Raw genomic sequence first — 22,960 nt, forward strand, 5'->3', positions numbered from 1 at the left:
ACAGTATCTTAATTAAACGTCATCACTGATTAAGCGTCGTGATTACTGAATGGACTCACCCACTGCGCATGGCGACTCACCTCTTACGCTAAGTGCACCTGATCGCTGCAAACCCCCTCAGTCATCAATGAGCTAACCACTTGTTACAGAAGATATTTTTAACACCGCCGGAAATTATTGCCACAAACCTGGCAGGTTTTTTATATTCGGCCAACTGAAATAAAATACCTTAGCACAATAGCGCATTAAGATATGCGTAATATGTGTAATGCTCCATGACTTAAGCTAATCAAGATACGCATCAATAAATAACATTAGTGCATGAGATAAACCAAAAAATAATAATGCACTTATCACAAAGTCCGTTATCGTGTTCGCGTAATACTTTTTTCAGATATAAGTTTCTCATCAGGATAAAAATATGCAAAAAAAATTTCATCCATTACTGATGGCTCTTGTGATAGCCGCCGCGCCTTTTTTCAGCCATGCCGAAGAGTCCACCTGGGATCATATTAAACAATCGGGCGAACTGCGCATCGGGGTCGCGCAGGGTGAACCGTGGTATTTCAAAGATCCCACCACCGGTCAGTGGAATGGCATTGGCTATAACGTGGGTAAAGTGCTGGCAAAAGATTTAGGTGTAAAACTGGTGCCGGTGGAAACCACCTGGGGAAATGCTGTCGCAGCGCTACAGGCTGGACAGATTGATACCATGCTGGTACTGGACCCCACCGATGAACGCCGCAAAGCCGCGGACTTTTCCGATCGCCCCTTCCTCTGGTATGCGCAGGGGGTTCTGATCCGTGATGGAGTGAAAGCCGACAACTGGGAAGATCTCAATCGCCCTGATATTAAGATTGGCGTCACGCTCGGCAGCAGCCCGGACCTGATCCTGACCAAAAAATTACCCAAAGTGCAGCTGGTGCGTTTTACCAATATGGATGAAGGCGTCGCAGCCTTCTACGCCGGACGTGTCGACGCCCTCTCCTATGTACATCCTGCGCTGGCGCTACAGCAGGCAAAAGTTCGCAAAGGCAACCTGATTCTGCCAAAACCCATTATTGCCATCAGCACCGGCGGCGCACTGCGCAAAGAGAGCGATCCCCGCTTCCGCAATTTCCTGAATGAAGAGTTTGCCAAAATTTACCAGTCGGGCCAAAGCAAACAGTTTTATGAACAAGCCCTTAAGCTACGCGGTGTCGATGTCAGCAAAGTGCCCTCGGTGATTAAGGAAGAGTGGAAGTAAGCAACTAAGCCATTGACGCAGGCAGAAGCGGCGCGATGGCCGCGCCGATGTCCGGGCAACCCTCCATATCCCGCAGAAGGTCAATCAGCCGCTCCGCCTGCGTAGCGCTGAGACGTGATGACAGATTGGCCACGCATTTATCAACGATCCGCTGTTCCGGCAGCGGATTTTCCGCGCACCCCGGCGGGAAGTCGATACGCTCTCCGACTATCCCCCTTCCCTGTATCTCAATTTCCACACGCGCAGCAGGACGGCGATGCTGCAGCATCAACTGCTCAAAGCTCTGATCGGCGATAATTTCAACCCGGTCAGCAAAGGCAAGGACTGGCGCTGCGCTGCGCGTCTCATCGCTGCTCCACTGATGACGGGCGATTTTCAACGCCAGGCAGGCTATCGCCAACGGCAGGCTGAACTGCGCATCGGTATTGCTGACAGGACGTGCGTCGGCGAAAAAGCGCGCCAGGGTGAAACTGCCATAAACGCGTATCCGCTCAATCGACTCCGGCGACGAGATACACTCCAGCAGACGCTCAAACGACGCCAGCGCCGTATGCATCCAGCGGCATACCGGATAGTCTTTGAAACTGGCGTGCCTGAGCTGCCAGTGCGTCGCCAGATCATCTGTCAGCTGTTCTGGCTGAAAACGATCTGAGCCAGACATCCGCCAGAACCCCTGCTCGCCGTCGAGTATATCGCGCGGCCCCACTATCCCCGCGAGGTGTAGCTCCACCGCACGTACGCCGGCCTCTGCCGCTGGCGCGTTGTAATCCTTAAACGAAACCAGTGGACGGGTCCGCCAGTTGTATTTATGCAACGTGGGCAAAGGGGTTAACGAGGCGGCCAGTCCCAGGCTGTTTTCCAGCCCCGTGGCATCACAGCCACGCAGCAAACCATACGCCACCGCCGCCCCCAGCGATTGGTGCAGGCACACGCCGTACACTTGCTGAAACCTTTCGGGACTCGGCTGCTGCGAGATAATCACGCGGCTGTTGATTTCCCAGGCAGCCACCAGAGCAGTCAGCAACGCCACGCCGCTGACCGGTCCCCCTTGGCCCACCGCGGCCAGCGCCCCGGCCACCAGCGTGGCACCAGGATGCCCCATTCCCCGTCCGGCGACTTCAAAACCATCATCATAATCCAGCGCGTTTATCGCAGCAGCGTTGAGGAACGCGGCGCCGCTGGCGGAGAGTGAAGTTCCACCGTCAAGCACCACACTCCTGCCGGCCGCGTACTGGCTGCGAATAACCCGCGCGCTTTTACGCAGTACGCTGTCATCGCAGCCAGCAATGCCGCAGCCCAGGCTATCGATAAAATGCAAAGCGATCCTGGTTTTCACCTGCGCCGGTATCGCATTCGGGCTTAATTCAACAGCAAAACGGGCCAGCGTGGCGGTTAGGGAATCCGAATTTGGCATTGCTTTCTCACGTGAATATTTATAACCAAAAGAGATAGTAGCAATAGTTTTTATTATTTAATTATCATATTTCGCTACTGCTAAGATGATGTCGTTCTAAAACCATAACAATCGTTTTGCGTTTTCCAGGGGTTACAGAACTATGTCGTATCAATGGGATTTTGCCGCCATCTGGCCATATCGCATGTTGTTGCTGGAGGGGCTGTGGGGTACCATCCAGATCGGCGTCACCAGTATTTTAGTTGGCATGCTGGCCGGTATTGTGCTGGCACTGATGAAGGCCTCACCGCTAAAACTTTTGCGTATTCCGGCGCTGATACTGATCGGCTTTTATCGTAATACTCCTGCTATCGTCCACTTCTTCTGGATCTATTACGCTTTGCCAGTCATCAGCCCGCTGACGCTCTCCCCGTTTGCTGCGGCGGTTCTGGCGCTATCCGCACAGTCGGCCGCGTTTTATGCCGAAGTTTACCGCGGCGGCATCCAGTCGATCGACGCCGGACAATGGGAAGGCGCGAAGGCATTGGGGATGTCGCGCACCACTGCGCTGCGCCGGGTCATTTTCCCTCAGGCGCTGCGCAGAATGATTCCTCCTTTCCTTGAGCGCTCTTTCGAACTGCTCAAATCCACCGCCCTCGCCTCGTCTCTGGCGTACAGTGAACTGCTGTATCAGGCGATGCAAATCAACAGCCAGACCTATCGTCCATTAGAAGTGTATTCGCTGATTGCGGTGATGTACTTCACCCTGCTGTTGATTATCAGCCAGAGCAGCCAGTTGGTTGAACGACGCCTTGCCGTCTCTGACTCACGTTAGCGAGAAAATAACCATGCATTATCAGTGGGATTTTTCCCTTGTCTGGCAAAACTTGCCGGTGCTGCTGAAGGGACTGGGCGTTACGCTGGAGCTATGGCTGCTGGCGGGCATTATCGGCACACTGGTCGGGCTTGCCGTCGGCATCGTCCGCGCCCGCGGCCCGCGCTATTTTTATCCCCTTACCAGCGCCTTTGTGGAGATCTTCCGTAATACGCCGGTGCTTATTCAGTTAATCTGGTTCTACTACGCCTTTCCGGTGTTGGTGGGCATTCAGTTTTCCACCTTTGGCGCCGCCGTGCTGGCCTTAACCCTGTATACCGCCGCCTACAGCACCGAGATTTTTCGTGCCGGGTTACAGTCCATCGAACGCGGGCAATGGGAAGGTGCGAAAGCATTAGGTATGCAGCAGGGAGTGATGCTGCGGCGTATTATCCTGCCGCAGGTTTTTCACCGCATGTTGCCAGCCCTGACAAATCGAATGATTGAGCTGGCGAAAGTGACATCCCTGGCCTCCATCCTCACGGTTAACGAACTGATGTATCAGGGTCGGCTGCTAAGCAGCACTTACTATCGGCCGGTTGAAATTTTAACCGTCGTCGCCCTGCTCTATTTTGTGCTGATTTGGCCTGGAAGTTACCTGGCAGCACGTCTGGAGCGCCGCTACCGTCCACACCCTTAATATGATGAGAGAGGCCATGTCTGAGAAAAAAGTCGTTATGCGGATACGCGCCCTGCACAAACGCTTCGGCGAACAGAGCGTATTACAAGGCATCGATTTAGATGTCTATGCGGGCGAGAAAATCGCCATCATTGGCGGCAGCGGATCCGGTAAGAGCACCCTGCTGCGCTGTCTGAATTTTATGGAAATACCTAGCGACGGCACAGTAGAACTGGATGGGGTTATTCTCGGGAAAACCGACAGCCGCGGTCAGCGGCGCTATAGCGAAAAACAGCTGAGCGACGTTCGCCAGCGCGTGGGAATGGTGTTTCAGCAATTTAATCTCTTCCCACATCTGACGGTGCTGGGAAATGTCAGCGAAGCCCTGATATCGGTGAAAAAAATGCGCCGCGAAGAGGCAATGCGCATTGCCCACGCCCAGCTGGAAAAAGTGGGGCTAGGCCATAAACATCAGGCCTGGCCCGGCAGCCTGTCAGGAGGTCAGCAGCAGCGCGTCGCGATTGCTCGAGCCCTGGCTATGGCGCCAGAGATTATGCTGTTCGACGAGCCCACCTCGTCTCTCGATCCTGAGTTGGTGGGTGAAGTTCTGCATACCATACGCGAACTGGCTGACGAGGGGAGGACGCTGCTGCTGGTCACTCATGAGCTGGGTTTTGCATGGCATTTCGCCGATCGGGTGATTTTTATCGAAAACGGCATGATTCATGAAATGGGCACCGCAGAAGAGGTGCTGCGCCATCCGCGCCAACCGCGTACCCAGGTCTTCCTTTCCCGTTTCGCTGAAAGGGCATTTTAACCGCAAGGACACACAATGAGTTTACCTCTCTCCAGTCAAAGCAGTCAGGCATACCTGCAGGATACGCGTAACGATAATGTGCAGGTGTACATCAACGGCGAATTCGTTCACCGCGATCGCGCTAAGGTTTCCGTTTTCGATTCCGGCTATGTCTGCGGCGATGGTGTCTGGGAGGGGCTACGGATGGTGAATGGCAAGCTGATCGCTCTTCAGGCGCACCTCGATCGCCTGTTTGCCGGAGCGGCCGCTATTCAGCTCAATATCGGCCATAGCCGTGAGGAACTGACCGATATTATGTACAGTACGCTACAGATAAACGGTATGACAGACGGCGCCCATCTGCGGCTTATGATCACCCGCGGCAAAAAACGCACGCCAAATCAGGACCCGCGCTTTATCCTCGGCGGCGCCACTATCGTCTGCGTGGCGGAATATAAGGTTGTTGATGAACAGGCCAAACGGCGCGGCCTTGCGCTGTTCACCTCGACCTATCGTACCAGCACGCCGGATGTCTTCGATCTGCGTCTTAATTCCCACAGCCGTCTGAATTTGATTCAGGCATTATTGCAGGCGCTGGATGCTGGTGCAGATGAAGCGCTGATGCTGGACCCGCATGGTTTTGTCGCCAGCTGTAATTCCACCAACTTTTTTATCGTGCGCCAGGGCGAGTTGTGGACCTCAAACGGCCTGTACTGCTTTAACGGTATTACCCGCCATACCATTTTGTCACTGGCACGTCGCCAGGGTCTCGGCGTTCAAGAAAAATCCTTTACCCTCGCCGAGGCATTAACTGCGGATGAAGCTTTTGTCTCCGGGACGTTGGCAGGCATCACCCCCGTGAGCAGGCTCGACGGCAGACACTTCAACCTCGGTGAAAATCCCGTCACCCAACAAATCAGCGGCTGGTATCGAAACTATTTACAGCAGGCGGAGTAACCGCCTGCTGTCAGTGTATTGACAAGAAGTTTGATCGCTTAAACTACTGGCCCCGCGCTGACATCCAAATGAGTTATTTGACTTTTCATGCGCGGGAGGCGAAATATTCAGTATGTTAATGCAGGCCAGTTAATCTATAGCGCAGGGTAAACAATCCCGACATCTGCTCTTTGGCTGAAATGCGTATGGATTCTGTGCTGTTTTCTACCATTGAATTCGTCTGTTATGCAGCCGGTCGCAGCTCAGTTCTGGCGGGAAGAAAAAAACCCGTAGAGATAGAACGGGTTGATTCAAATACAAATCCATTGAGTGCAAATAACATCACAATAACCGGGCGTTATTTTATGACGTCCATCACACAAACATCCCCCCCTGTTCGGGGGGGAACTCTGCCCCACTTTATCCATACCGCTCACGATGCAAAGCGCATTACCGCTTATATCTGTTGTTCCGAATGGGGCTGAACCTCAGGATGGATCCGGAACCAGATCGCATACATCGCCGGTAAGAAGACAAGCGTCATGATGGTGCCCCCTAACGTTCCGCCAATCAGCGTATAAGCAAGGGTCCCCCAGAACACCGAATGGGTCAGGGGAATAAACGCCAGCACAGCGGCCATTGCCGTCAGTAACACGGGTCTTGCCCGCTGTACCGTAGCTTCTATCACCGCATGGTACGGATCGAGACCTTCCCGCGCGTTATGATGAATTTGGCCGATAAGAATCAGCGTATTACGCATAAGGATGCCCGAAAGCGCGATCAACCCGACAAGAGCGTTGATGCCAAACGGCTGATGGAAAAGCAGCAGCCCGGGAACCACGCCGATCAGCCCCAGCGGAGCGGTAAGAAAGACCATCACCATGGCCGACATTGAACGTACCTGCAGAATGATGATCAGCAGCGTCAGAGCGATCATAATGGGGAACAACGGCACCATCGCCTGAGTGGCTTTGCCCGATTCCTCAATCGATCCCGCCATTTCGATGCGGTATCCGGGGGGAAGCGAATCAACAATCGGCTGTAGCTGCTTCATGAGGGAGGCAGAAACGTCCGGTGGCTGAAGATTGTCGGCAATATCACCCCGTACGGTCATCGTCGGCGTCCGATCGCGACGGCGCAGTATCGGCTCTTCCATTCTGACCTCAATCTCCCCGATTTGAGCCAGAGGAATGCGCTGTCCCACGTTGCCCATCAGGGTCAAACCCGCAATTTTCGCCGGATCCAGACGGATATCACCGGCAGCGCGCCCCGTCACCTGAACCGAGCGAATATCTTCCCGTACCGAGGTAATGGGAATACCTGATAACAGGAACTGGAGCTGCTGGGCCACGGCACTGGAGGTTAAACCGGTTGCCTGCAGACGGTCCTGATCGAGGGTGAAATGTAAAGCGGGTACCTTCGTCCCCCAGTCGGTGTTGACGGTCCTCATCATCGGGCTTGCCTGCAGTACGGCCTTAACCTTATCTGCGATATCGCGCAATTTATTGGTATCCGGTCCCATGACTCGCCATGCGACCGGGAAAGGTGAATATGGGCCAAACACCAGCTGCGTCACGCGAACGCGCGCTTCAGGCGCCAGTCCGTTGGCCACCGCTTCCCGGAGTCGGCGTTTGAGCGCATCGCGTGATTCCTGACTGCCCGTCAACACCACGATCTTTGCAAACGACGGGTCGGGTAGCTCGGGCGCCATCGCCAGATAAAAACGCGGTGAACCCTGGCCAATGTAGGCGGTCACAATTTTCGCTTCCGACTGTTTTTTCAGCCACGCCTCTATTTTTTCCGCTGCTGCGCTGGTCTGGCCAATAGAGGTACCGTAGGGCATCTGCACCTCGACCAGAACTTCCGGCCGGTCAGAGGTGGGGAAAAATTGTTTTTTCACCAGCCCCATTCCGAGGACGGCCAGAACGAAGAGAGCGACGACAGAACCGGCCACCGCCCATTTCCTTGTGATAACGCGGGTCAGCATACGACGGAAGCGGTTGTAGCGCGGCGTATCATAGATAGCGGTATGGCCGCCTTCCACTTGGGTAATATCCGGTAGCATCTTCACGCCCAGATACGGTGTGAAAACAACGGCGACCAGCCACGAGGCGATCAGCGCGAGGCCGACAATCCAGAACATATTACTGGTGTATTCCCCGGCGGTAGATTGCGCAAACCCATTCGGCATAAAGCCAATGGCCGTCACCAGAGTTCCTGCCAGCATTGGCGCGGCGGTATGGCTCCAGGCGTAGGCCGAAGCTTTAATTCTGTCGTAGCCCTCTTCCATTTTCACCACCATCATTTCGATGGCGATAATCGCATCATCGACTAACAGGCCCAGAGCAAGAATCAGCGAGCCCAGGGTGACGCGGTCAAAGTGGATACCGGAGGCTTCCATCACCACGAAAACAATCGCCAGCGTCAGGGGGACCGCCGCCGCGACCACGACGCCCACACGCCACCCCATGCTGACAAAACACACCAGCATCACGACCAGCAGGGCGGCGAAAAATTTGAGCATAAATTCGTCGACCGACGCGCTGATATTCACCGACTGATCGGTGACTTTCGTCAGGGTCATCCCCAACGGCATATTGGCATTGATGTTTGCCACTTCGCCATCCAGCGCTTTACCTAACGCCAGGCCATTCCAGCCCTCACGCATGACAATACCGAGCAGCAGCGCCGGTTCATACTGGTTACGGATCTGCAGAGTGGGAGGGTCTTCATAACCTCGTTCAACCGTTGCCACGTCGGACAGCTTGAGCGTTTTGCCCTGAGCGACAAATGGCGTATCGCGGATCTTCTGCAATTCATTGAAAGCGCCATCGAGGCGGATAAAAATTTGCGCACCGCGCGTCTCAATGGAACCTGCCGGGGTTAGTACGTTCTGGCTGTTAAGCGCATTGAAAATATCCTGCGGAGAGAGGCCCATCGTAGCCAGACGCTGGTGTGAGAAGGAGATATAAATCCGTTCAGCCTGCTCGCCAATAATATTCACTTTCTTCACGCCAGGGACGTGCAGGAGCTGCTGGCGCAATCTTTCGGCATCACGAACTAACAGGCGCTGCGGCTCCCCTTTCGCTTTCAGCGCAAAGAGAGCAAACGTCACGTCAGAGAATTCATCATTTATCATCGGCCCCAGCACGCCGGCGGGGAGATTTTTGGCTTCATCCCCAAGCTTTTTGCGCGCCTGATAGAACTCTTCCTGCACCTGAGATGGCGGCGTACTGTCCTGTAATGAGAGCGTGATAAATGCCATGCCGGGGCGGGTATAGGTTTCCGTACGGTCATACCATCTGAGCTCCTGCAGGCGTTTTTCCAGCGGCTCGGCAACCTGATCCTGGATTTCCTGCGCCGTCGCTCCGGGCCAGACGCTGATAATGGTCATCTGCTTGACCGTAAAGGGCGGATCTTCCGCTCGCCCAAGGCCAAAAAACGAATAAATACCGGCAATCGTAACCAGAATAATCAAAAACAGGGTGATCGAGCGCTCGCGCACCGCCAGCGCTGACAAATTGAACCGTTTTTCGCTCATGGTTTGCTTCCCGTCGGGGCAGCATCGCGTTGTTCTGCCAGTCGGACAGCTTCGCCTTCATGCAGCAGATGCGCCCCTAGCGCCACAATCTTCTCGCCCGGTTGCACATCGCCCGTTACCTGCACCGTTTCCTCACCCACGCTAAGCACCTTTACGGGCTGCCAGACGACTTTTGTTGGCGACGCAGAAATTCGCCAGATACCGGGTCCTTTGCCCGCATCGTAAAGTGCAGCCAGCGGAACCTGCATCACTGGGGGTTCCCCGCTATTTTTTTGGATTTGCAACATCACGGTCGCCCCCAACGGCGCGCTCGCCAGCAGGCCTTCCAGCACGTACCGCGCCTCAAAGGTTCGGGTAGCAGCATCAGCCGAATCGGACAGCAGTCGCAGCCTGGCGACGACAGGCTGTGTTTCGTTGCCATAACGCGTAGCCTGAGCCTCGCTACCGATGGCGGGACGCAACGTCTCTGGTAGCTGTACCAGCGCCTCGCGCTGCCCCGCTCTCGCCATCCGGATCACCGCCTGACCGGCACTGACCACCTGACCGGGTTCGCCGAGTGTCTCCATTACCACACCGTCGGAATCGGCCAGCAGCAGGGCATAGCTCGTCGCGTTTTGCGCCACGTTTGCCTGAGCCTGGGCGGCGCTGAGCTCCGCTTTAGCAGAATCGGCCGCCGCTTTAATCTGATCATACTCGGATGCGGATACGGCGCCGGAGGCAACGAGGCCACGATAGCGCGCCTCATCGCTGATGGCCTTTCTTGCACGCGCCCTGGCTGCGTCAACGGCTTGTTGCTGAGCCTGTGCCTGCAACTTCAGATCAACAGGGTCCAGTCGCATCAGTGGCTGACCACGTTTAACGGTCTGGCCTGTATCAACATAGCGTTCAAGGATCTTGCCCTGCACCCTGAAACCAAGATCGCTTTGCGTTCTTGCAACAACCACACCGGTAAAGGTACGAGAAGTGTTGCTCGCGGGTTCAACGGACGCGGTTCTGACAAGCGGCGGCCACGTGCGCGGATCGTCATTCGTGGAATTGTCACCGCAGGCCCCCAGGATGAACGGCAGGAGGCAAACGGCAAAGCGGGCTGAATTAGGCCTGAGCATGGGAACCTTTAGTGAATTATCAGGATGGTATCCGCATTCTCAGACCAGTGACCAATAAAGTCAATGGTCACTAATCAGGGGGCCAGGCTTCTTAAAATCAGTGAGGAGAGAAGTACCGCTGCTGTCGGAGCCGCTTCAAGGTTATACTGCAGCTGGACGGGATTAACGAAAGGACACATCACCAGATATACCGCATGCGTTGCCTCGTCCAGCGGTGTTTTTCTTTCAAACTCCCCGGCCTTCCTGCCTTCAACAAGAATGCTCTCAATCAGCTTTACCAGATGTTGGGTATACTTTTCCGTTGAAGGCCACTTATCCCGTGCAGCCACAGCGGCAATATCGTAAAGCTTGCGATCGTGGAAAAAGAGTTCGCTCCCCGCCTCGGTGAGCGCCCGGAAAAGACGGCGTATTTTTTCACTGGCTGACGGCGCATCGACCAGTGCTGAATTCACGGCCTCCATGATCATCTCCAGGCGGTTAGCGCAGATCACCTCGCCTATCGCCTGTTTAGAGTCAAAAAACTTATATATGTAGGATTTTGAAAAACCTATAGATTTAGCAAGTTCTGCTACGGTGGTTTTTTCGTAGCCGTAATGGCCAAAATGCGCAAAAGCAGCTTCGACAATTTGCTCTCGCACGCTGTGATCAAGCGGACCACGTGATGATGGGATGTTCATATTTTTAGTCATTTTTTTAGCTTAGAGTGATAGTCTTCGATTGACAACATGTGACCATTTTGTAATTTAGTCACAAATCTCAGCTTATTCCAGGGTCGCCATGTTATCCTCGTATTGACTGCTGGTACACAGAGCATCTTTTTAGCGTGGAAGGTGCTGTCGGATCGACTGCGGATGCGCCAGTATCAAAATGGTACCAGACAAACAACTCTGCCAGTAAAAGCACCGAATATCCCCATGCAACGCTTATCGCAATGGGAGAAGTGAATGCCGCACAGCAATGACGTCCGCTTTTAATCCATGTGTACAAACAGTAAGGTAATACATTGCCATCTATCCATACCAGAGAAGTTCCCTCGGCAGGAATCATTCTGGGCCGGGAAGCTATTCATTGGTTAGCTGTATAGAGTTGCTCACGAGTAAGCGTATTTGCACAGTAATATCTATCTCAGTGATGCCGAAAATAACGGTATATCAGTGAGATCAGTTGAAAGGGATATTACCCCTCTGGTGAGGGATAAACGTATTGTCTGGCCTATCACCTTCTCTGTTGGCCCAGATAAACAGCTCTCTTTTCCCGCTTCCCGTCTAAACCGCATTCCCATGTTCTCGGCGGTGAGGAAAAGTTGAATTCCTCTGGGTCATCTATCGTTACCCACTCTGAGAAACTAAAGAGGTGCTATATGAAATTATGTCGTTATGGTGATGTTGGTCTGGAAAAACCAGGCATAGTCGATACAAACAACGTATTACGTGATTTATCTGAGATCGTGGAGGATATAACACCAGAAACACTGCCCTCAATACTGGCAATGATGACTGAGGAGGAGATTTCCCGCTTTCCAGTGGTAACAGGGAATCATCGACTTGGGACACCGATTAAAACAGTCTCTAAATTTGTCGCAATAGGTTTGAACTATCTCGATCATGCTCGTGAAGCAGATCTTCCTGTCCCCGATGAACCCGTTGTTTTTTTTAAAGCACCGAGTTGTCTGAATGGTCCAGACGATGACATTGTTATTCCTCCTCATTCGACAAAACTGGACTGGGAAGCAGAACTGGGGATAGTGATTGGCCGTGAGGCAAAGCAGGTTAGCATTGAAAACGCTTTAGGTTATGTCGCTGGCTATTCCATTGTTAATGATGTCTCAGACCGGGGTTTTCAGTTTCAGTCATCTCAATGGGATAAAGCGAAAAGCTGCGATACATTTGGCCCTGTTGGTCCCTATATCGTCACGCCCGATGAAGTTGGAAATCCACATGAATTAGATATCTGGCTGGAAGTTAATGGTGAAAAACGTCAGCAGAGCAACACCCGTCAGATGATTTTCTCCGTAGCAGAAATCGTCTCTTATGTTAGCCATTATATGACGTTAAAGCCCGGCGATCTCATTGCTACGGGTACCCCTGCCGGAGTGGGTTTAGGCATGAAGCCGGTGCCTGTCTGGCTAAAGGCGGGTGACCGAATCCGTATCCATATTGAGAAACTGGGATATCAGAACCCACTGGTAACAGAACAGACTCCCATTCGCTAATATGGGAGGTGCCCCAGGCCGATATCTTCGTTTACATTGACGTCTTCTACAACCGGGCCCGGCGCCACACTCATCCCGGCGGCGTCAGTCCGGAGGACTTTAAACTGACCTCGTCGTGAGGACAGAGAATGCCTGCTGAGGTGGGGTCAGTCCAGTTATAGGTGGTATCCATTTTAGCAGCAATAATTATAGCCAGACTCCCAATGGGTGTTAAATACCTTATTGGTGCAATTTATTAACCCTTTATTGTTAATCTCTCAAATCTTCGCGCGATAATATAGCTGTTTCCCTATGATATATGCACAGTTAGCACGCGTGTTCTCATGGGCCATTGTTGTGCAACTGCCTGCCCCGAGTTAGTGCAATACTTTCCAGACGCCACTTTTATTTTTATTAGAAATTACTAGTTGACAATGCTCAGAAATAATTCCTATAGTGATGCTGACTTCTCCGCAAGAACGCCAACGTTGTCGGCTTGTGGTTATGGCAATAGAGCCCTCGCAATGTCATTTGACTTTGCTGGGCTTTTTTTTTGGCTTTTTTTCAGGTCTATCTATTAACTGAACCAGGGGTACTTATGTCCAGAATAAAATGTCATTACAGCATGCTATCAATCGCAATTGCTACTGTATTTACCGTAACCACTTCAGGAATGGCAACCGCGGCAGAACAACCAATAAAAATTGGTTTACTGGAAGATGCTTCAGGTAATTTTGCTTTACCGGTTATTCCTAAAATTCATGCGACTGAGCTTGCAATAGACGAGATTAATGCCAAAGGCGGAATACTCGGGAGAAAAATTGATTTAATACAATACGATACACAATCCGACAACACACGTTTTCAACAAATGGCCCGTCGTCTGATTAAAAACGATAAAGTGGATGTGATTTTTGGGGCATTTTCCAGCGCCTCGCGTGAGGCTATCCGGCCGATTATGGATCGTGAAAAACAGCTTTACTGGTATAACAATCAGTATGAAGGTGGCGTGTGTGACTCTAATGTTTTCGTCACTGGCGCGGTTCCTGAACAACAATTTTCTACATTAATTCCATGGATGATGGCGAAGTATGGTAAAAAAGTTTATACCATTGCTGCCGATTATAATTTCGGGCAAATATCGGCCGAATGGGTCCGCAAAATTGTGAAAGAAAATGGTGGTACCATGGTGGGTGAAGAGTTTATCCCACTGAGCGTCTCGCAATTTGGTCAAACGATTCAAAATATCCAGAAAGCCAAGCCCGATTTTGTGATGACATTATTGGTTGGGGCGAACCAATCTTCCTATTATGAGCAACAAGCGGCGGCAAAACTAAATTTACCAATGGCGAGCTCCGTCAACGTTGGCCAGGCTTATGAGCATAAACGCTTTAAAGCCCCGGCGCTGAAAGACATGTATGTCACGACTAATTACATAGAAGAAGTAGACAGCCCGGCCAGTAATGACTTCAAACAACGCTTCCATGCCAAATTCCCGAATGAACCCTACATCAATCAGGAAGCGGCTAATGCTTATGATGCGGTTTATCTTTACAAAGCGGCAGTAGAGAAAGCCGGCACGACTAATATGGATGCTGTTCGTAAATCGCTGGAAAGTGGTGATATCTGTACTGATGGACCGTCCGGAAAAGTATGTATTGATCCCAAAAGTCACCATTTGAGCCATACCATCTATCTGGCCCATGTAAAAGATGATCATTCTGTCGAGATACCTAAGGTATGGGAAAATATCAAACCTTACTGGCTAGGAGACGCTGGCTGTAATTTGCCGGTAAAACCGGACCACAGCCAGTACACCCCATCATCACCACCTAAAAAATCGTAAATCAAACCACGTGCCAGGGAAGTGCTCGAGTACCGGGAACTTCCCTGTTATATCCATTTTAAATCGTGTCAATCAGGACACCGGGGATTGCCAACGATGTTAGCGCTTTCTTTTATTTACTCAGTGATTTATCAGTTTGGCGATAACTTCGCTTATCTGGTGCTGGCAGCATTGGGGCTGGCGGTTATCTTCGGCATGATGGGGGTGATAAATCTGGCACACGGTGAATTCATTATGTGCGGTGCCTATGTCACCATACTGATGAACAAATCGGGTTTGCCGCTTCCGTTCGCCATGCTGTGCGGTACATTAGCCGCGGCATTCTTCGGCGGAGTCATCGAGCGTCTCATCGTGCGCCATCTTTATGGGCGTCTGTATGACTCAGTAGTCGCAACCTGGGCTATTAGCCTGATTGTGCAACAAAGCATGTTACTCATCGCCGGTCCATCACTGGAAGGGCTCTCAACACCTTTCGGCTCTTTCACTCTCGGCGAATATTCTTTTGCGACTTACCGTGCACTGCTGCCTTTCTTCGCCATCGCTATATTAATGATGCTCTATTGGCTGTTTTTCCACACCAACTACGGAGTCTGTGCCAGAGCGACTATTCAAAATGCCCGTATGGCCTCCTGCCTGGGGTTAGAAACTGACCGTATTTATACCTTAACTTTCGCGCTGGGTGCTGGATTGGCCGGGCTGGCCGGGGCTATTTATGCCCCGACGTTGACTGCCGTCCCTACCATGGGGAGCAGCTTTATTATCCAGGCCTTTGTTTCGGTCGTCGTGGGCGGCGCAAATGTCTTGGTTGGCACTATTCCTGCCGCAATTGCCCTGGGCGCAATACAGACCGGGTTAAATTCCTGGTATGGGCAACTTGCTGGCCAAATTGGCTTACTGGTCACCGCCGTACTGGTTATTCGCGTACTACCGAATGGTGTTGGCAGCCTGTTTACCCGTAACCGCTAGGAGCTGAATGTGACAACAACCTCTCTTAATTTATCGGCGAATGGTATGAAGAAACACAGACAATCCTCGAGCTGGCTGGCGACATTGTTAATTTTAGCTGGTGCTCTCATGCTACCGTTAGTGGTCGATAGCACCACGATCGGTGACTTTTCCTACTTTCTTCTCTGGACCTTCGGCGCCATCGGATTAGCAGCGATGTGGGGACATGGCGGTATTTTATCTTTCGGCCAAACGGCGTTCTTTGGTCTGGCGGGTTACGCCTATGGTGTGATGACATTAAACTTCGGCGCTGGCGTGCTCTCTACCTGGTCCGGTTTAATTGTCGCATTGCTGCTTGCCGCTGCAGCGGCTGCGGCACTGGGTTACCTGATGTTTTACGGCGGGGTAACCGGTATTTTTGTTGGTATCGTAACCCTGTCCTGCACTCTGGTCCTGGAAACCTTTATGTCACAAACTGCAGGTCCACAATGGGCTATCGGCAGTGCGCGTTTGAATGGTTTCAACGGTATGTCAGGGATGCCCCCCTTGTCCATACCATGGGTTAACGGTGACTTGCCACTGGAAGACAACGGCTTTTATTACCTGATTATCTTGCTGCTCGCGGGTGTTTATTGGGGGGTGAGGACGTTGTTACGCTCCAATTTTGGCCTGACGTTGGCCTCAATTCGTGAAAATCCTCATCGGGCAGAGATGCTCGGCATTGATATCCGCCGTTACCAATTACTGGTGTTTGTGCTGGGAGGCGTACTTTCTGGCCTGTCCGGAGCACTTTATACCCTGTGGGGATCATATATTACCCCGTCATCAATGGGTTTATCCGCCGCTGCAATGCCGGTCATCTGGGTTGCCACCGCTGGGCGGAAAAACATTTTTGGCACGGTGATCATTACGGCCATCCTGGTGTGGCTATCCCAATGGTTAGCTGTTTATGGCAGCGAATATGCCTTGATTCTACTGGGCGCCATCTTGCTGTTAGTGGTATTAGCGGCGCCCAACGGACTTTTATCCTGGCTGGCTGAGAGCATCACCCGCTTGCTCTCCTCACGCCGGAAAAAGGAGGACTCGCTATGAATCAGGTCTCGCAGGAACCGATCCTCAAAACACGGGGATTAAGCAAACACTTCGGTGGTGCTCAAGTTATCAATCAAGTTGATTTACAAATACGTCGTGGCGAAGTGCGATGTGTTATTGGCCCAAATGGTGCCGGCAAAAGTACCTTTTTCAAATTACTCACTGGCGAGCATGTACCCAGTAATGGAGATATCCACTTTTTCAATCAGCGGATAAATACCTTAGCGCCTTTTCAGCGTATTCAAATGGGAATGAGCATTAAGTTTCAAATTCCCGGGATCTTTCCTGAACTGACAGTTGCGCAACATTTGCAATTATCTCTCAGCCATTTACGCCCGGAAGTTCGCTCACAGGCAGTCAGTGTGGATGAGTTATTAGAGCGTTTTAAGCTTACCGCTGAATGTCGTCAACTCGCGGCTAATCTATCCCACGGCAAAAAACAGTGGCTAGAAATTGCTATGGCGGTGTCGCTGCAACCAACGTTACTCATGCTCGATGAGCCAGTCGCAGGCTTGTCAATTGATGAAACCTACCTGACTGGCGAGTTAATTAAGCAAATGCAAAATGACGGTCTGACATTACTGGTGGTGGAGCATGATATGACATTTGTCCGGCAAATTGCTTCACAGGTCACGGTCCTTCATGGAGGGAAAGTTTTTGCAGACGGCAATGCTGGCGAAGTGCTGGCTCGCGAGGATGTAGCAGACATCTATTTGGGGAAAACCGTATGACTAACGTTGTTTTACAAATGCAGGAGCTGGCCGGTGGCTATGGCGGTGGGCAAGTTCTCAATGGCGTAACACTGCAACTACATGCAGCCGAGGTATTGGGTTTGATTGGCCGCAATGGCGTAGGCAAAACCACATTGATGCGCACATTAATTGGCGTTGTTCCGGCAAAGCAAGGCCAAATTTTATTGGGCGAAATTGATATTACTCAGGCCTCACCGCAGCGCCGCGCTCGTTTAGGCATTGGCTACGTCCCGCAAGGGCGTGAAGTTTTTACCGGGCTGACCGTGTCGGAGAATCTGCAAGTCGGAATGCAATTTGTCCGTGAACATCGCGAATTTGCAAAAGAGATGCTGGATCGGGTACTGGATTACTTCCCCATATTGCGGCAAAGGCTCAAGCAAAAAGCCGGAACTATGAGTGGCGGTGAGCAACAGCAATTGGCGATTGCCAGAGCCCTGGTGGGCTCACCAAAGGTCCTGCTGCTGGATGAACCGTCCGAAGGTGTCCAACCTTCTATCGTCAATATCATTGCCGATACCCTGGTACGCATCGCCCGAGAACTCCATGTGGCCGTGATCCTGGTCGAGCAGGATATTGCGATGATCCAGCGGGCCGCACAGCGCTGTGCGGTAATGGATAAAGGCCTGGTTGTAGAAACGCTGACCCAACAACAGCTCTCTGATGATCTTTTAATGCGTCGTCATCTGGCTCTGTAACCAAACGCTATAAATTACGTGGAGAATAACATATGAAATGGTTGGAAGAATCCATTATGGCCAAACGCGGTGTTGGTGCCGGGCGTAAACCGGTAACGCATCACCTGACGGAAGAAATGCAAAAAGAGTTTCATTACACCATTGGCCCTTATTCCACACCCGTCCTGACCATCGAACCCGGTGACCGGATTATTGTCGACACTCGAGATGCTTTTGAAGGTGCTATCAATTCGGAACAGGATATTCCGAGCCAGTTGCTCAAAATGCCCTTTCTCAACCCACAAAACGGACCGATCATGGTCAATGGCGCGGAGAAAGGTGATGTGCTCGCTGTCTATATCGAATCCATGTTGCCCCGCGGCGTTGATCCCTACGGCATCTGCGCCATGATTCCGCATTTTGGCGGACTGACCGGGACCGACCTGACGGCCATGCTCAATGATCCGCTGCCAGAAAAGGTGCGCATGATTAAACTCGACAGTGAAAAGGTCTACTGGAGCAAACGCCATACACTTCCCTATAAACCCCATATTGGCACCTTGAGCGTATCGCCAGAAATTGACTCAATCAATTCACTGACGCCAGACAATCACGGCGGGAATATGGATGTGCCGGATATAGGACCAGGGAGTATTACCTATCTGCCGGTACGTGCGCCTGGAGGCCGCCTGTTTATTGGTGATGCCCATGCTTGTCAGGGTGATGGTGAGATTTGCGGGACCGCAGTAGAGTTTGCCTCAATCACCACCATCAAAGTCGATTTGATCAAGAACTGGCAGCTTTCCTGGCCACGAATGGAGAATGCCGAAAATATTATGAGTATTGGCAGTGCACGTCCGCTGGAGGATGCGACGCGAATTGCATATCGCGACTTAATTTACTGGCTGGTAGAAGACTTTGGCTTCGAACAATGGGATGCCTACATGCTTCTGAGTCAATGCGGCAAAGTGCGGCTGGGCAACATGGTCGACCCCAAATACACCGTTGGCGCGATGCTGAACAAAAACCTGTTAGTTTAGTAGGAATAACTAACCGGTGAATATTACCCCGATGTAGATCGGGGTAATATGTAAGTTCAAACAATCGCTATTTTTAACAGCTAAAGCAGGTGCATATGGGGCCAGATACACCCATCAATATTGGTTTACTTTACTCCTTCAGCGGAGTGACGGCGGCACAAGAGTTGTCACAATGGCGCGGAGCAACCCAGGCTATTGCCGAAATTAATCAAAATGGCGGCATCAACGGCAGACCACTCAATGCAATTCATTTGGATCCGCAATCTGACGATGTACTGTTTCGTGCCATGGCCGAGGAATTAATTACCGAACATGAAGTAAATGTGATTTTTGGCGGCTATACCTCCAGCAGCCGAAAAGCGATGTCACCGATTGTTGAAAAATATCGTCGGTTGCTGTTTTATTCGCAACTGTATGAGGGCTTTGAGTTTTCAGAAAATATTTTCTATGGCGGTGCCGCGCCTAATCAGAATTGTGTACAGCTGGCTGACTACCTCGCGGCTCAGTTTGGGGCACGGGTTTATTTGATTGGTTCCCGTTATATTTATCCCTACGAATGTAACCGCAACATGCAGGAATTAATTCTGCAACGGCATGACGGAGCAGTTATTGGTGAGCGTTATCTTGATTTGAATGCGCCCTATGAAGCTTTTCTACCTATTATTGATGAGGTCATGAAAAAGCAGCCAGATTTTATTTTCAGCACTGTTGTCGGGCAGACCGTTCCTTTCCTGTATCAGGCTTATAAGGCTGCAGGTTTAGATCCTGCGCGTATGCCTATTGGTAGCTTAAATACCTCAGAAACTGAGATTGCCATTATGGGCGCGGAGGCCGCAAAGGGGCATTTTACTTCCGCCCCCTATTTTCAAAGTATTAACACCAAGGCAAATCAATCCGCACTCAAACAATTCCGTAAGCAATTCGGACCGGAAATGAGTACGGACATGAATTGGGAGGCCACGTACAGCCAGGTACACCTTTTTGCAAAAGCCATGGCCGAGTGTGGCAGTGATCATATCTACCCGTTATCAACCGCACTGAGGGGTAGCCAGTTTGATGCTCCCCAGGGGCGTATTCGTATTGATCAGCTTAATCAGCATACCGGGCTATATCCGCGCATTGGTATGGCAAATGAAAATGGGCAATTTACGATTGTCCAGGAGTCTCGCCGTATTGTCGATCCCGATCCCTATATGACCAATCAGATTCAGGGCGATTGGGTAACGAAGCTAACAACTGTGGGGTATCCATATGCGCCCTCACGATAGCAGACTTAGCACAACAGCCATATTACTGAGTCGGGGGATTCGTTGCGTAGTGTTACACCCCGATGATGATGACGGTGCAACACTCACTAATCATTTACGCCGTATGGGATTTAAGGTTCAGGCCTTCTGGCCTATTCCTGAACGACTTCCCGCTGATACGGACCTGATTTTCTATGCATTACAGTCAGATAACCCAGAACCAGACGTGTCGTGGCTTAATCTGAGTAAACATGTCCTTATCGCGGTTATCGCCTATGAAAATCCAACGTTTATCGATCAAACCATCAGCATGGGTGCGGGAGCCACGATAACAACTCCAATTCGCTCTTCAGGCTTACTCTCTGCGATGGTGTTTGCTTTGCACCATGCTCAACAACAACGGCAGATGAGCGATCGAATAGAACGACTGGAGAAAAAAATGCTCGGTATCCGTCAGGTTAGTGAAGCTAAAGCCATCCTGATGAGAATGCACAGCATTGGCGAAGAACAGGCTTATGAGATTCTGCGCCATCAGGCTATGGACAAACGTATTACTGTCGAAGAGATCTCATGTTCGTTAATACAGGCCAATGACATTTTCTCCTGGACTACGCCCGGGGCGCCAGCATCCGGAAAAATGAAGTAAGCCTTACCTGGGCTCCCTGAACATCGCATTTATTAATCGTGAGGATCATCATGCCGATAGCCCCTTATCTTGCAGCCGCAATTCAATTCGAACCCTTAATGTTTGCCAAAGAAGCCAATTTACGTCAATTACTTATATTGGTTGAACAGGCGGCACAGAAAGGTGCGCGCTTGATTACAACCCCGGAAATGGCAACAACGGGATACTGTTGGTTTGACCGGCAGGAGATTGCGCCGATGGTAGAAACCGTCCCTGGCGAGAGTACAGCACTTTTTGCTGAGTTAGCGCAACGTTATCAATGCTATATCGTTTTGGGAATGCCTGAAATCGACCCCGATACATCGCTGTATTACAACAGCGCCGTATTAATTGGGCCTGAGGGTGTTATCGGTTGCCATCGTAAAACCCACCCCTATATTTCAGAACCCAAATGGGCTGCGGCGGGCGATCCTGGACATCAAGTCTTCGATACTCCGCTAGGACGCATTGGTATGCTGGTTTGCATGGATATTCACTTCCCTGAAACAGCCCGCTTGCTGGCCCTGGACGGCGTTGACGTCATTTGTCACATCAGCAACTGGTTGGCAGAACGCACCCCCGCGCCCTACTGGATTAGCCGGGCAATGGAAAACGGTTGTTATCTGCTGGAGAGTAACCGCTGGGGACTAGAACGCGGAGTTCAGTTTAGCGGCGGTAGTTGTATTATTGAGCCTGATGGCAACATTGCCGCAGTGGTCGATAACGGTAATGGGATAGCGTATGCCGAAATAGATATCAACCGTAGCCGCCAGCGCCAGGTATTAGGGGAGCCGGTTTTTTATCAACGCCGTCCTGATCATTATCACTTACTATTAAGCGACTGTTTTTTATGGAACCCGCAGGATTTCTTTGGGCTGTATGGACATCAGCCACTCCCCCCAGGCAAACAGAGCCGTATCACCGTGGCGCAGTTATCTCCCGGTGAGCAAGTTGAAGATAATCTGGCGGCGATAATCGCCATGACAAAAGAAGCTGTTTTGGAGCAAGGTAGCGAGCTGATCGTCTTCCCTGAATTAGCCTTGACAGGTCATTACGATAATGCGGCTCATGCTCAAACGTTAGAAAGCCCGGCAGTGCAGACGCTGGCTCGCCTGGCTATACAGCTCAGAGTCTACCTTGTGGTCGGAATGGCAGAAAAGCAACATGATAAAAACTACATTGCACAGATGCTGTTTGGGCCAGAAGGGATAATCGGCAGTTACAGGCAAATCCATCTTTCGCAGGAAAGCCAAAAATGGGCCAGCGCGGGAGAACACTGGCGAGTGTTTGATACCGCGCTTGGCAGAATTGGATTGTTGTCAGGTCACGATGCCCTGTTTCCCGAATCAGCACGAATTCTCGCTTTAATGGGATGCGATATTATTGCGTGTTCTGCTGCGCTTTCGGCAGGATTTACCGCCGCCCACGCGGGCAGCTCTGTGACACAGAATTTCCCTATCCCAACAGGGGCCGATCCGCTGCATTGGCACTTATTCAGAACCCGTGCGGGAGAAAACAATCTTTATCTGGTTTTTGCTAATGCACTTGATGGTATAGATGGGGCGGGAGGATTTAGCGGAATTTTCGGGCCAGAAACCTTCACTTTTCCACGGCAAGAACGGCTGCTTTGGCAGGAAACGCTGGTCACAACACAAATCGTCGACACACGCTCTCTTGCTGACAGCCCTTATCCAACCAATGTGGTACGGCGTAAAGATCTGGTTGCCATGCGCCAACCCCATCACTATAAACCGCTGCTGTATTAAGCCTTTTCGTTACAACCCGGGTTAATAATTGCGCCCTTCATCACTGATGAGAAGCAATGAAAAAACCCCAGACTATTAACTAGTCTGGGGTTTAGATTTGGCGGAAGCGTAGAGATTCGAACTCTAGAACCCTTTCGGGTCGCCGGTTTTCAAGACCGGTGCCTTCAACCGCTCGGCCACGCTTCCGGTATGGGGCGCACTATAAACACCTCTGTTCAGGCTGTAAAGCACG

19 protein-coding genes and 1 tRNA gene are annotated in these 22,960 nt (G+C 51.4%); 15 read left to right on the forward strand and 5 right to left on the reverse strand.

What is annotated here, in order from left to right:
• The first annotated feature begins 421 nt into the window (after positions 1-421).
• Positions 422-1,246: a transporter substrate-binding domain-containing protein gene (locus tag ACZAHD_RS04080; protein ID WP_462455645.1), complete on the forward strand. Its 825-nt coding sequence runs from the start codon at positions 422-424 to the stop codon at positions 1,244-1,246.
• Positions 1,247-1,250: 4 nt separating this feature from the next.
• On the opposite strand, the gene ACZAHD_RS04085 is transcribed toward ACZAHD_RS04080, so the two are convergent.
• Positions 1,251-2,660 (reverse strand): MmgE/PrpD family protein, encoded by a 1,410-nt coding sequence (locus ACZAHD_RS04085; RefSeq protein WP_462455646.1) that lies wholly within the window; start codon positions 2,658-2,660, stop codon positions 1,251-1,253.
• A 142-nt stretch (positions 2,661-2,802) separates the two neighbouring features.
• Between ACZAHD_RS04085 and ACZAHD_RS04090 the strand changes: the two genes are divergently transcribed.
• From ACZAHD_RS04090 to ACZAHD_RS04105, 4 genes are read left to right on the forward strand one after another with little or no spacing between them, the layout of a single operon-like run.
• Positions 2,803-3,474 (forward strand): amino acid ABC transporter permease, encoded by a 672-nt coding sequence (locus ACZAHD_RS04090; protein ID WP_462455647.1) that lies wholly within the window; start codon positions 2,803-2,805, stop codon positions 3,472-3,474.
• A 13-nt stretch (positions 3,475-3,487) separates the two neighbouring features.
• A complete protein-coding gene (locus ACZAHD_RS04095) occupies positions 3,488-4,153 on the forward strand; it encodes an amino acid ABC transporter permease (protein ID WP_462455648.1) in 666 nt (221 codons plus the stop codon).
• 16 nt (positions 4,154-4,169) lie between these two features.
• Positions 4,170-4,949, forward strand: coding sequence for an amino acid ABC transporter ATP-binding protein (locus tag ACZAHD_RS04100; RefSeq protein WP_462455649.1), 780 nt, complete (start codon positions 4,170-4,172; stop codon positions 4,947-4,949).
• Between the two features lie 15 nt (positions 4,950-4,964).
• Entirely contained in the window at positions 4,965-5,885 is a 921-nt protein-coding gene (locus ACZAHD_RS04105) for an aminotransferase class IV (RefSeq protein ID WP_462455650.1), read from the forward strand.
• A gap of 436 nt (positions 5,886-6,321) precedes the next feature.
• On the opposite strand, the gene ACZAHD_RS04110 is transcribed toward ACZAHD_RS04105, so the two are convergent.
• From ACZAHD_RS04110 to ACZAHD_RS04120, 3 genes are all read right to left on the reverse strand, one after another.
• Positions 6,322-9,405: an efflux RND transporter permease subunit gene (locus ACZAHD_RS04110; RefSeq protein ID WP_462455651.1), complete on the reverse strand. Its 3,084-nt coding sequence runs from the start codon at positions 9,403-9,405 to the stop codon at positions 6,322-6,324.
• Entirely contained in the window at positions 9,402-10,511 is a 1,110-nt protein-coding gene (locus ACZAHD_RS04115) for an efflux RND transporter periplasmic adaptor subunit (protein WP_462455652.1), read from the reverse strand. The genes ACZAHD_RS04110 and ACZAHD_RS04115 overlap by 4 nt, the downstream gene beginning before the upstream one ends.
• Before the next feature lie 74 nt (positions 10,512-10,585).
• Entirely contained in the window at positions 10,586-11,200 is a 615-nt protein-coding gene (locus ACZAHD_RS04120) for a TetR/AcrR family transcriptional regulator (protein ID WP_462455653.1), read from the reverse strand.
• 671 nt (positions 11,201-11,871) lie between these two features.
• On the opposite strand from ACZAHD_RS04120, the gene ACZAHD_RS04125 reads away from it, so the two are divergent.
• From ACZAHD_RS04125 to ACZAHD_RS04170, 10 genes are all read left to right on the forward strand, one after another.
• The gene (locus ACZAHD_RS04125) at positions 11,872-12,723 is read left to right on the forward strand and encodes a fumarylacetoacetate hydrolase family protein (RefSeq protein WP_462455654.1); all 852 of its coding nucleotides are present in this window, start codon (positions 11,872-11,874) and stop codon (positions 12,721-12,723) included.
• A 604-nt stretch (positions 12,724-13,327) separates the two neighbouring features.
• Complete coding sequence (locus ACZAHD_RS04130; protein ID WP_462455672.1) at positions 13,328-14,548, forward strand: urea ABC transporter substrate-binding protein; 1,221 nt, start codon at positions 13,328-13,330, stop codon at positions 14,546-14,548.
• A gap of 96 nt (positions 14,549-14,644) precedes the next feature.
• Positions 14,645-15,514, forward strand: coding sequence for an ABC transporter permease subunit (locus ACZAHD_RS04135; protein WP_023328873.1), 870 nt, complete (start codon positions 14,645-14,647; stop codon positions 15,512-15,514).
• Between the two features lie 9 nt (positions 15,515-15,523).
• A complete protein-coding gene (locus ACZAHD_RS04140; RefSeq protein ID WP_032738457.1) occupies positions 15,524-16,585 on the forward strand; it encodes an ABC transporter permease subunit in 1,062 nt (353 codons plus the stop codon).
• Complete coding sequence (locus tag ACZAHD_RS04145; RefSeq protein ID WP_023328875.1) at positions 16,582-17,316, forward strand: ABC transporter ATP-binding protein; 735 nt, start codon at positions 16,582-16,584, stop codon at positions 17,314-17,316. Before ACZAHD_RS04140 ends, ACZAHD_RS04145 begins: the two co-directional genes overlap by 4 nt.
• On the forward strand, positions 17,313-18,032 hold the full coding sequence (locus tag ACZAHD_RS04150; RefSeq protein ID WP_023328876.1) for an ABC transporter ATP-binding protein: 720 nt from the start codon (positions 17,313-17,315) through the stop codon (positions 18,030-18,032). Before ACZAHD_RS04145 ends, ACZAHD_RS04150 begins: the two co-directional genes overlap by 4 nt.
• Positions 18,033-18,064: 32 nt before the next feature.
• Positions 18,065-19,051: an acetamidase/formamidase family protein gene (locus tag ACZAHD_RS04155; protein WP_023328877.1), complete on the forward strand. Its 987-nt coding sequence runs from the start codon at positions 18,065-18,067 to the stop codon at positions 19,049-19,051.
• 95 nt (positions 19,052-19,146) lie between these two features.
• Positions 19,147-20,319 (forward strand): transporter substrate-binding domain-containing protein, encoded by a 1,173-nt coding sequence (locus ACZAHD_RS04160; RefSeq protein ID WP_462455655.1) that lies wholly within the window; start codon positions 19,147-19,149, stop codon positions 20,317-20,319.
• Positions 20,303-20,944: an ANTAR domain-containing response regulator gene (locus ACZAHD_RS04165; protein ID WP_032430981.1), complete on the forward strand. Its 642-nt coding sequence runs from the start codon at positions 20,303-20,305 to the stop codon at positions 20,942-20,944. The genes ACZAHD_RS04160 and ACZAHD_RS04165 overlap by 17 nt, the downstream gene beginning before the upstream one ends.
• A 50-nt stretch (positions 20,945-20,994) precedes the next feature.
• Positions 20,995-22,728 (forward strand): nitrilase-related carbon-nitrogen hydrolase, encoded by a 1,734-nt coding sequence (locus tag ACZAHD_RS04170; protein ID WP_462455656.1) that lies wholly within the window; start codon positions 20,995-20,997, stop codon positions 22,726-22,728.
• Positions 22,729-22,826: 98 nt separating this feature from the next.
• Here the strand turns inward: ACZAHD_RS04170 and ACZAHD_RS04175 are convergent.
• Positions 22,827-22,914: transfer RNA gene (locus tag ACZAHD_RS04175), tRNA-Ser, on the reverse strand.
• Between the last annotated feature and the right edge of the window lie 46 nt (positions 22,915-22,960).

Origin of the sequence: Raoultella sp., assembly GCF_039594335.1 — a bacterium.
Classification (GTDB): Bacteria; Pseudomonadota; Gammaproteobacteria; order Enterobacterales; family Enterobacteriaceae; genus Klebsiella.

Coding starts and splice junctions, on each gene's coding strand:
- ACZAHD_RS04080 (WP_462455645.1), top strand. CDS start 422: ATGCAAAAAAAATTTCATCCATTACTGATGGCTCTTGTGATAGCCGCC.
- ACZAHD_RS04085 (WP_462455646.1), bottom strand. CDS start 2,660: ATGCCAAATTCGGATTCCCTAACCGCCACGCTGGCCCGTTTTGCTGTT.
- ACZAHD_RS04090 (WP_462455647.1), top strand. CDS start 2,803: ATGTCGTATCAATGGGATTTTGCCGCCATCTGGCCATATCGCATGTTG.
- ACZAHD_RS04095 (WP_462455648.1), top strand. CDS start 3,488: ATGCATTATCAGTGGGATTTTTCCCTTGTCTGGCAAAACTTGCCGGTG.
- ACZAHD_RS04100 (WP_462455649.1), top strand. CDS start 4,170: ATGTCTGAGAAAAAAGTCGTTATGCGGATACGCGCCCTGCACAAACGC.
- ACZAHD_RS04105 (WP_462455650.1), top strand. CDS start 4,965: ATGAGTTTACCTCTCTCCAGTCAAAGCAGTCAGGCATACCTGCAGGAT.
- ACZAHD_RS04110 (WP_462455651.1), bottom strand. CDS start 9,405: ATGAGCGAAAAACGGTTCAATTTGTCAGCGCTGGCGGTGCGCGAGCGC.
- ACZAHD_RS04115 (WP_462455652.1), bottom strand. CDS start 10,511: ATGCTCAGGCCTAATTCAGCCCGCTTTGCCGTTTGCCTCCTGCCGTTC.
- ACZAHD_RS04120 (WP_462455653.1), bottom strand. CDS start 11,200: ATGACTAAAAATATGAACATCCCATCATCACGTGGTCCGCTTGATCAC.
- ACZAHD_RS04125 (WP_462455654.1), top strand. CDS start 11,872: ATGAAATTATGTCGTTATGGTGATGTTGGTCTGGAAAAACCAGGCATA.
- ACZAHD_RS04130 (WP_462455672.1), top strand. CDS start 13,328: ATGCTATCAATCGCAATTGCTACTGTATTTACCGTAACCACTTCAGGA.
- ACZAHD_RS04135 (WP_023328873.1), top strand. CDS start 14,645: ATGTTAGCGCTTTCTTTTATTTACTCAGTGATTTATCAGTTTGGCGAT.
- ACZAHD_RS04145 (WP_023328875.1), top strand. CDS start 16,582: ATGAATCAGGTCTCGCAGGAACCGATCCTCAAAACACGGGGATTAAGC.
- ACZAHD_RS04150 (WP_023328876.1), top strand. CDS start 17,313: ATGACTAACGTTGTTTTACAAATGCAGGAGCTGGCCGGTGGCTATGGC.
- ACZAHD_RS04155 (WP_023328877.1), top strand. CDS start 18,065: ATGAAATGGTTGGAAGAATCCATTATGGCCAAACGCGGTGTTGGTGCC.
- ACZAHD_RS04160 (WP_462455655.1), top strand. CDS start 19,147: ATGGGGCCAGATACACCCATCAATATTGGTTTACTTTACTCCTTCAGC.
- ACZAHD_RS04165 (WP_032430981.1), top strand. CDS start 20,303: ATGCGCCCTCACGATAGCAGACTTAGCACAACAGCCATATTACTGAGT.
- ACZAHD_RS04170 (WP_462455656.1), top strand. CDS start 20,995: ATGCCGATAGCCCCTTATCTTGCAGCCGCAATTCAATTCGAACCCTTA.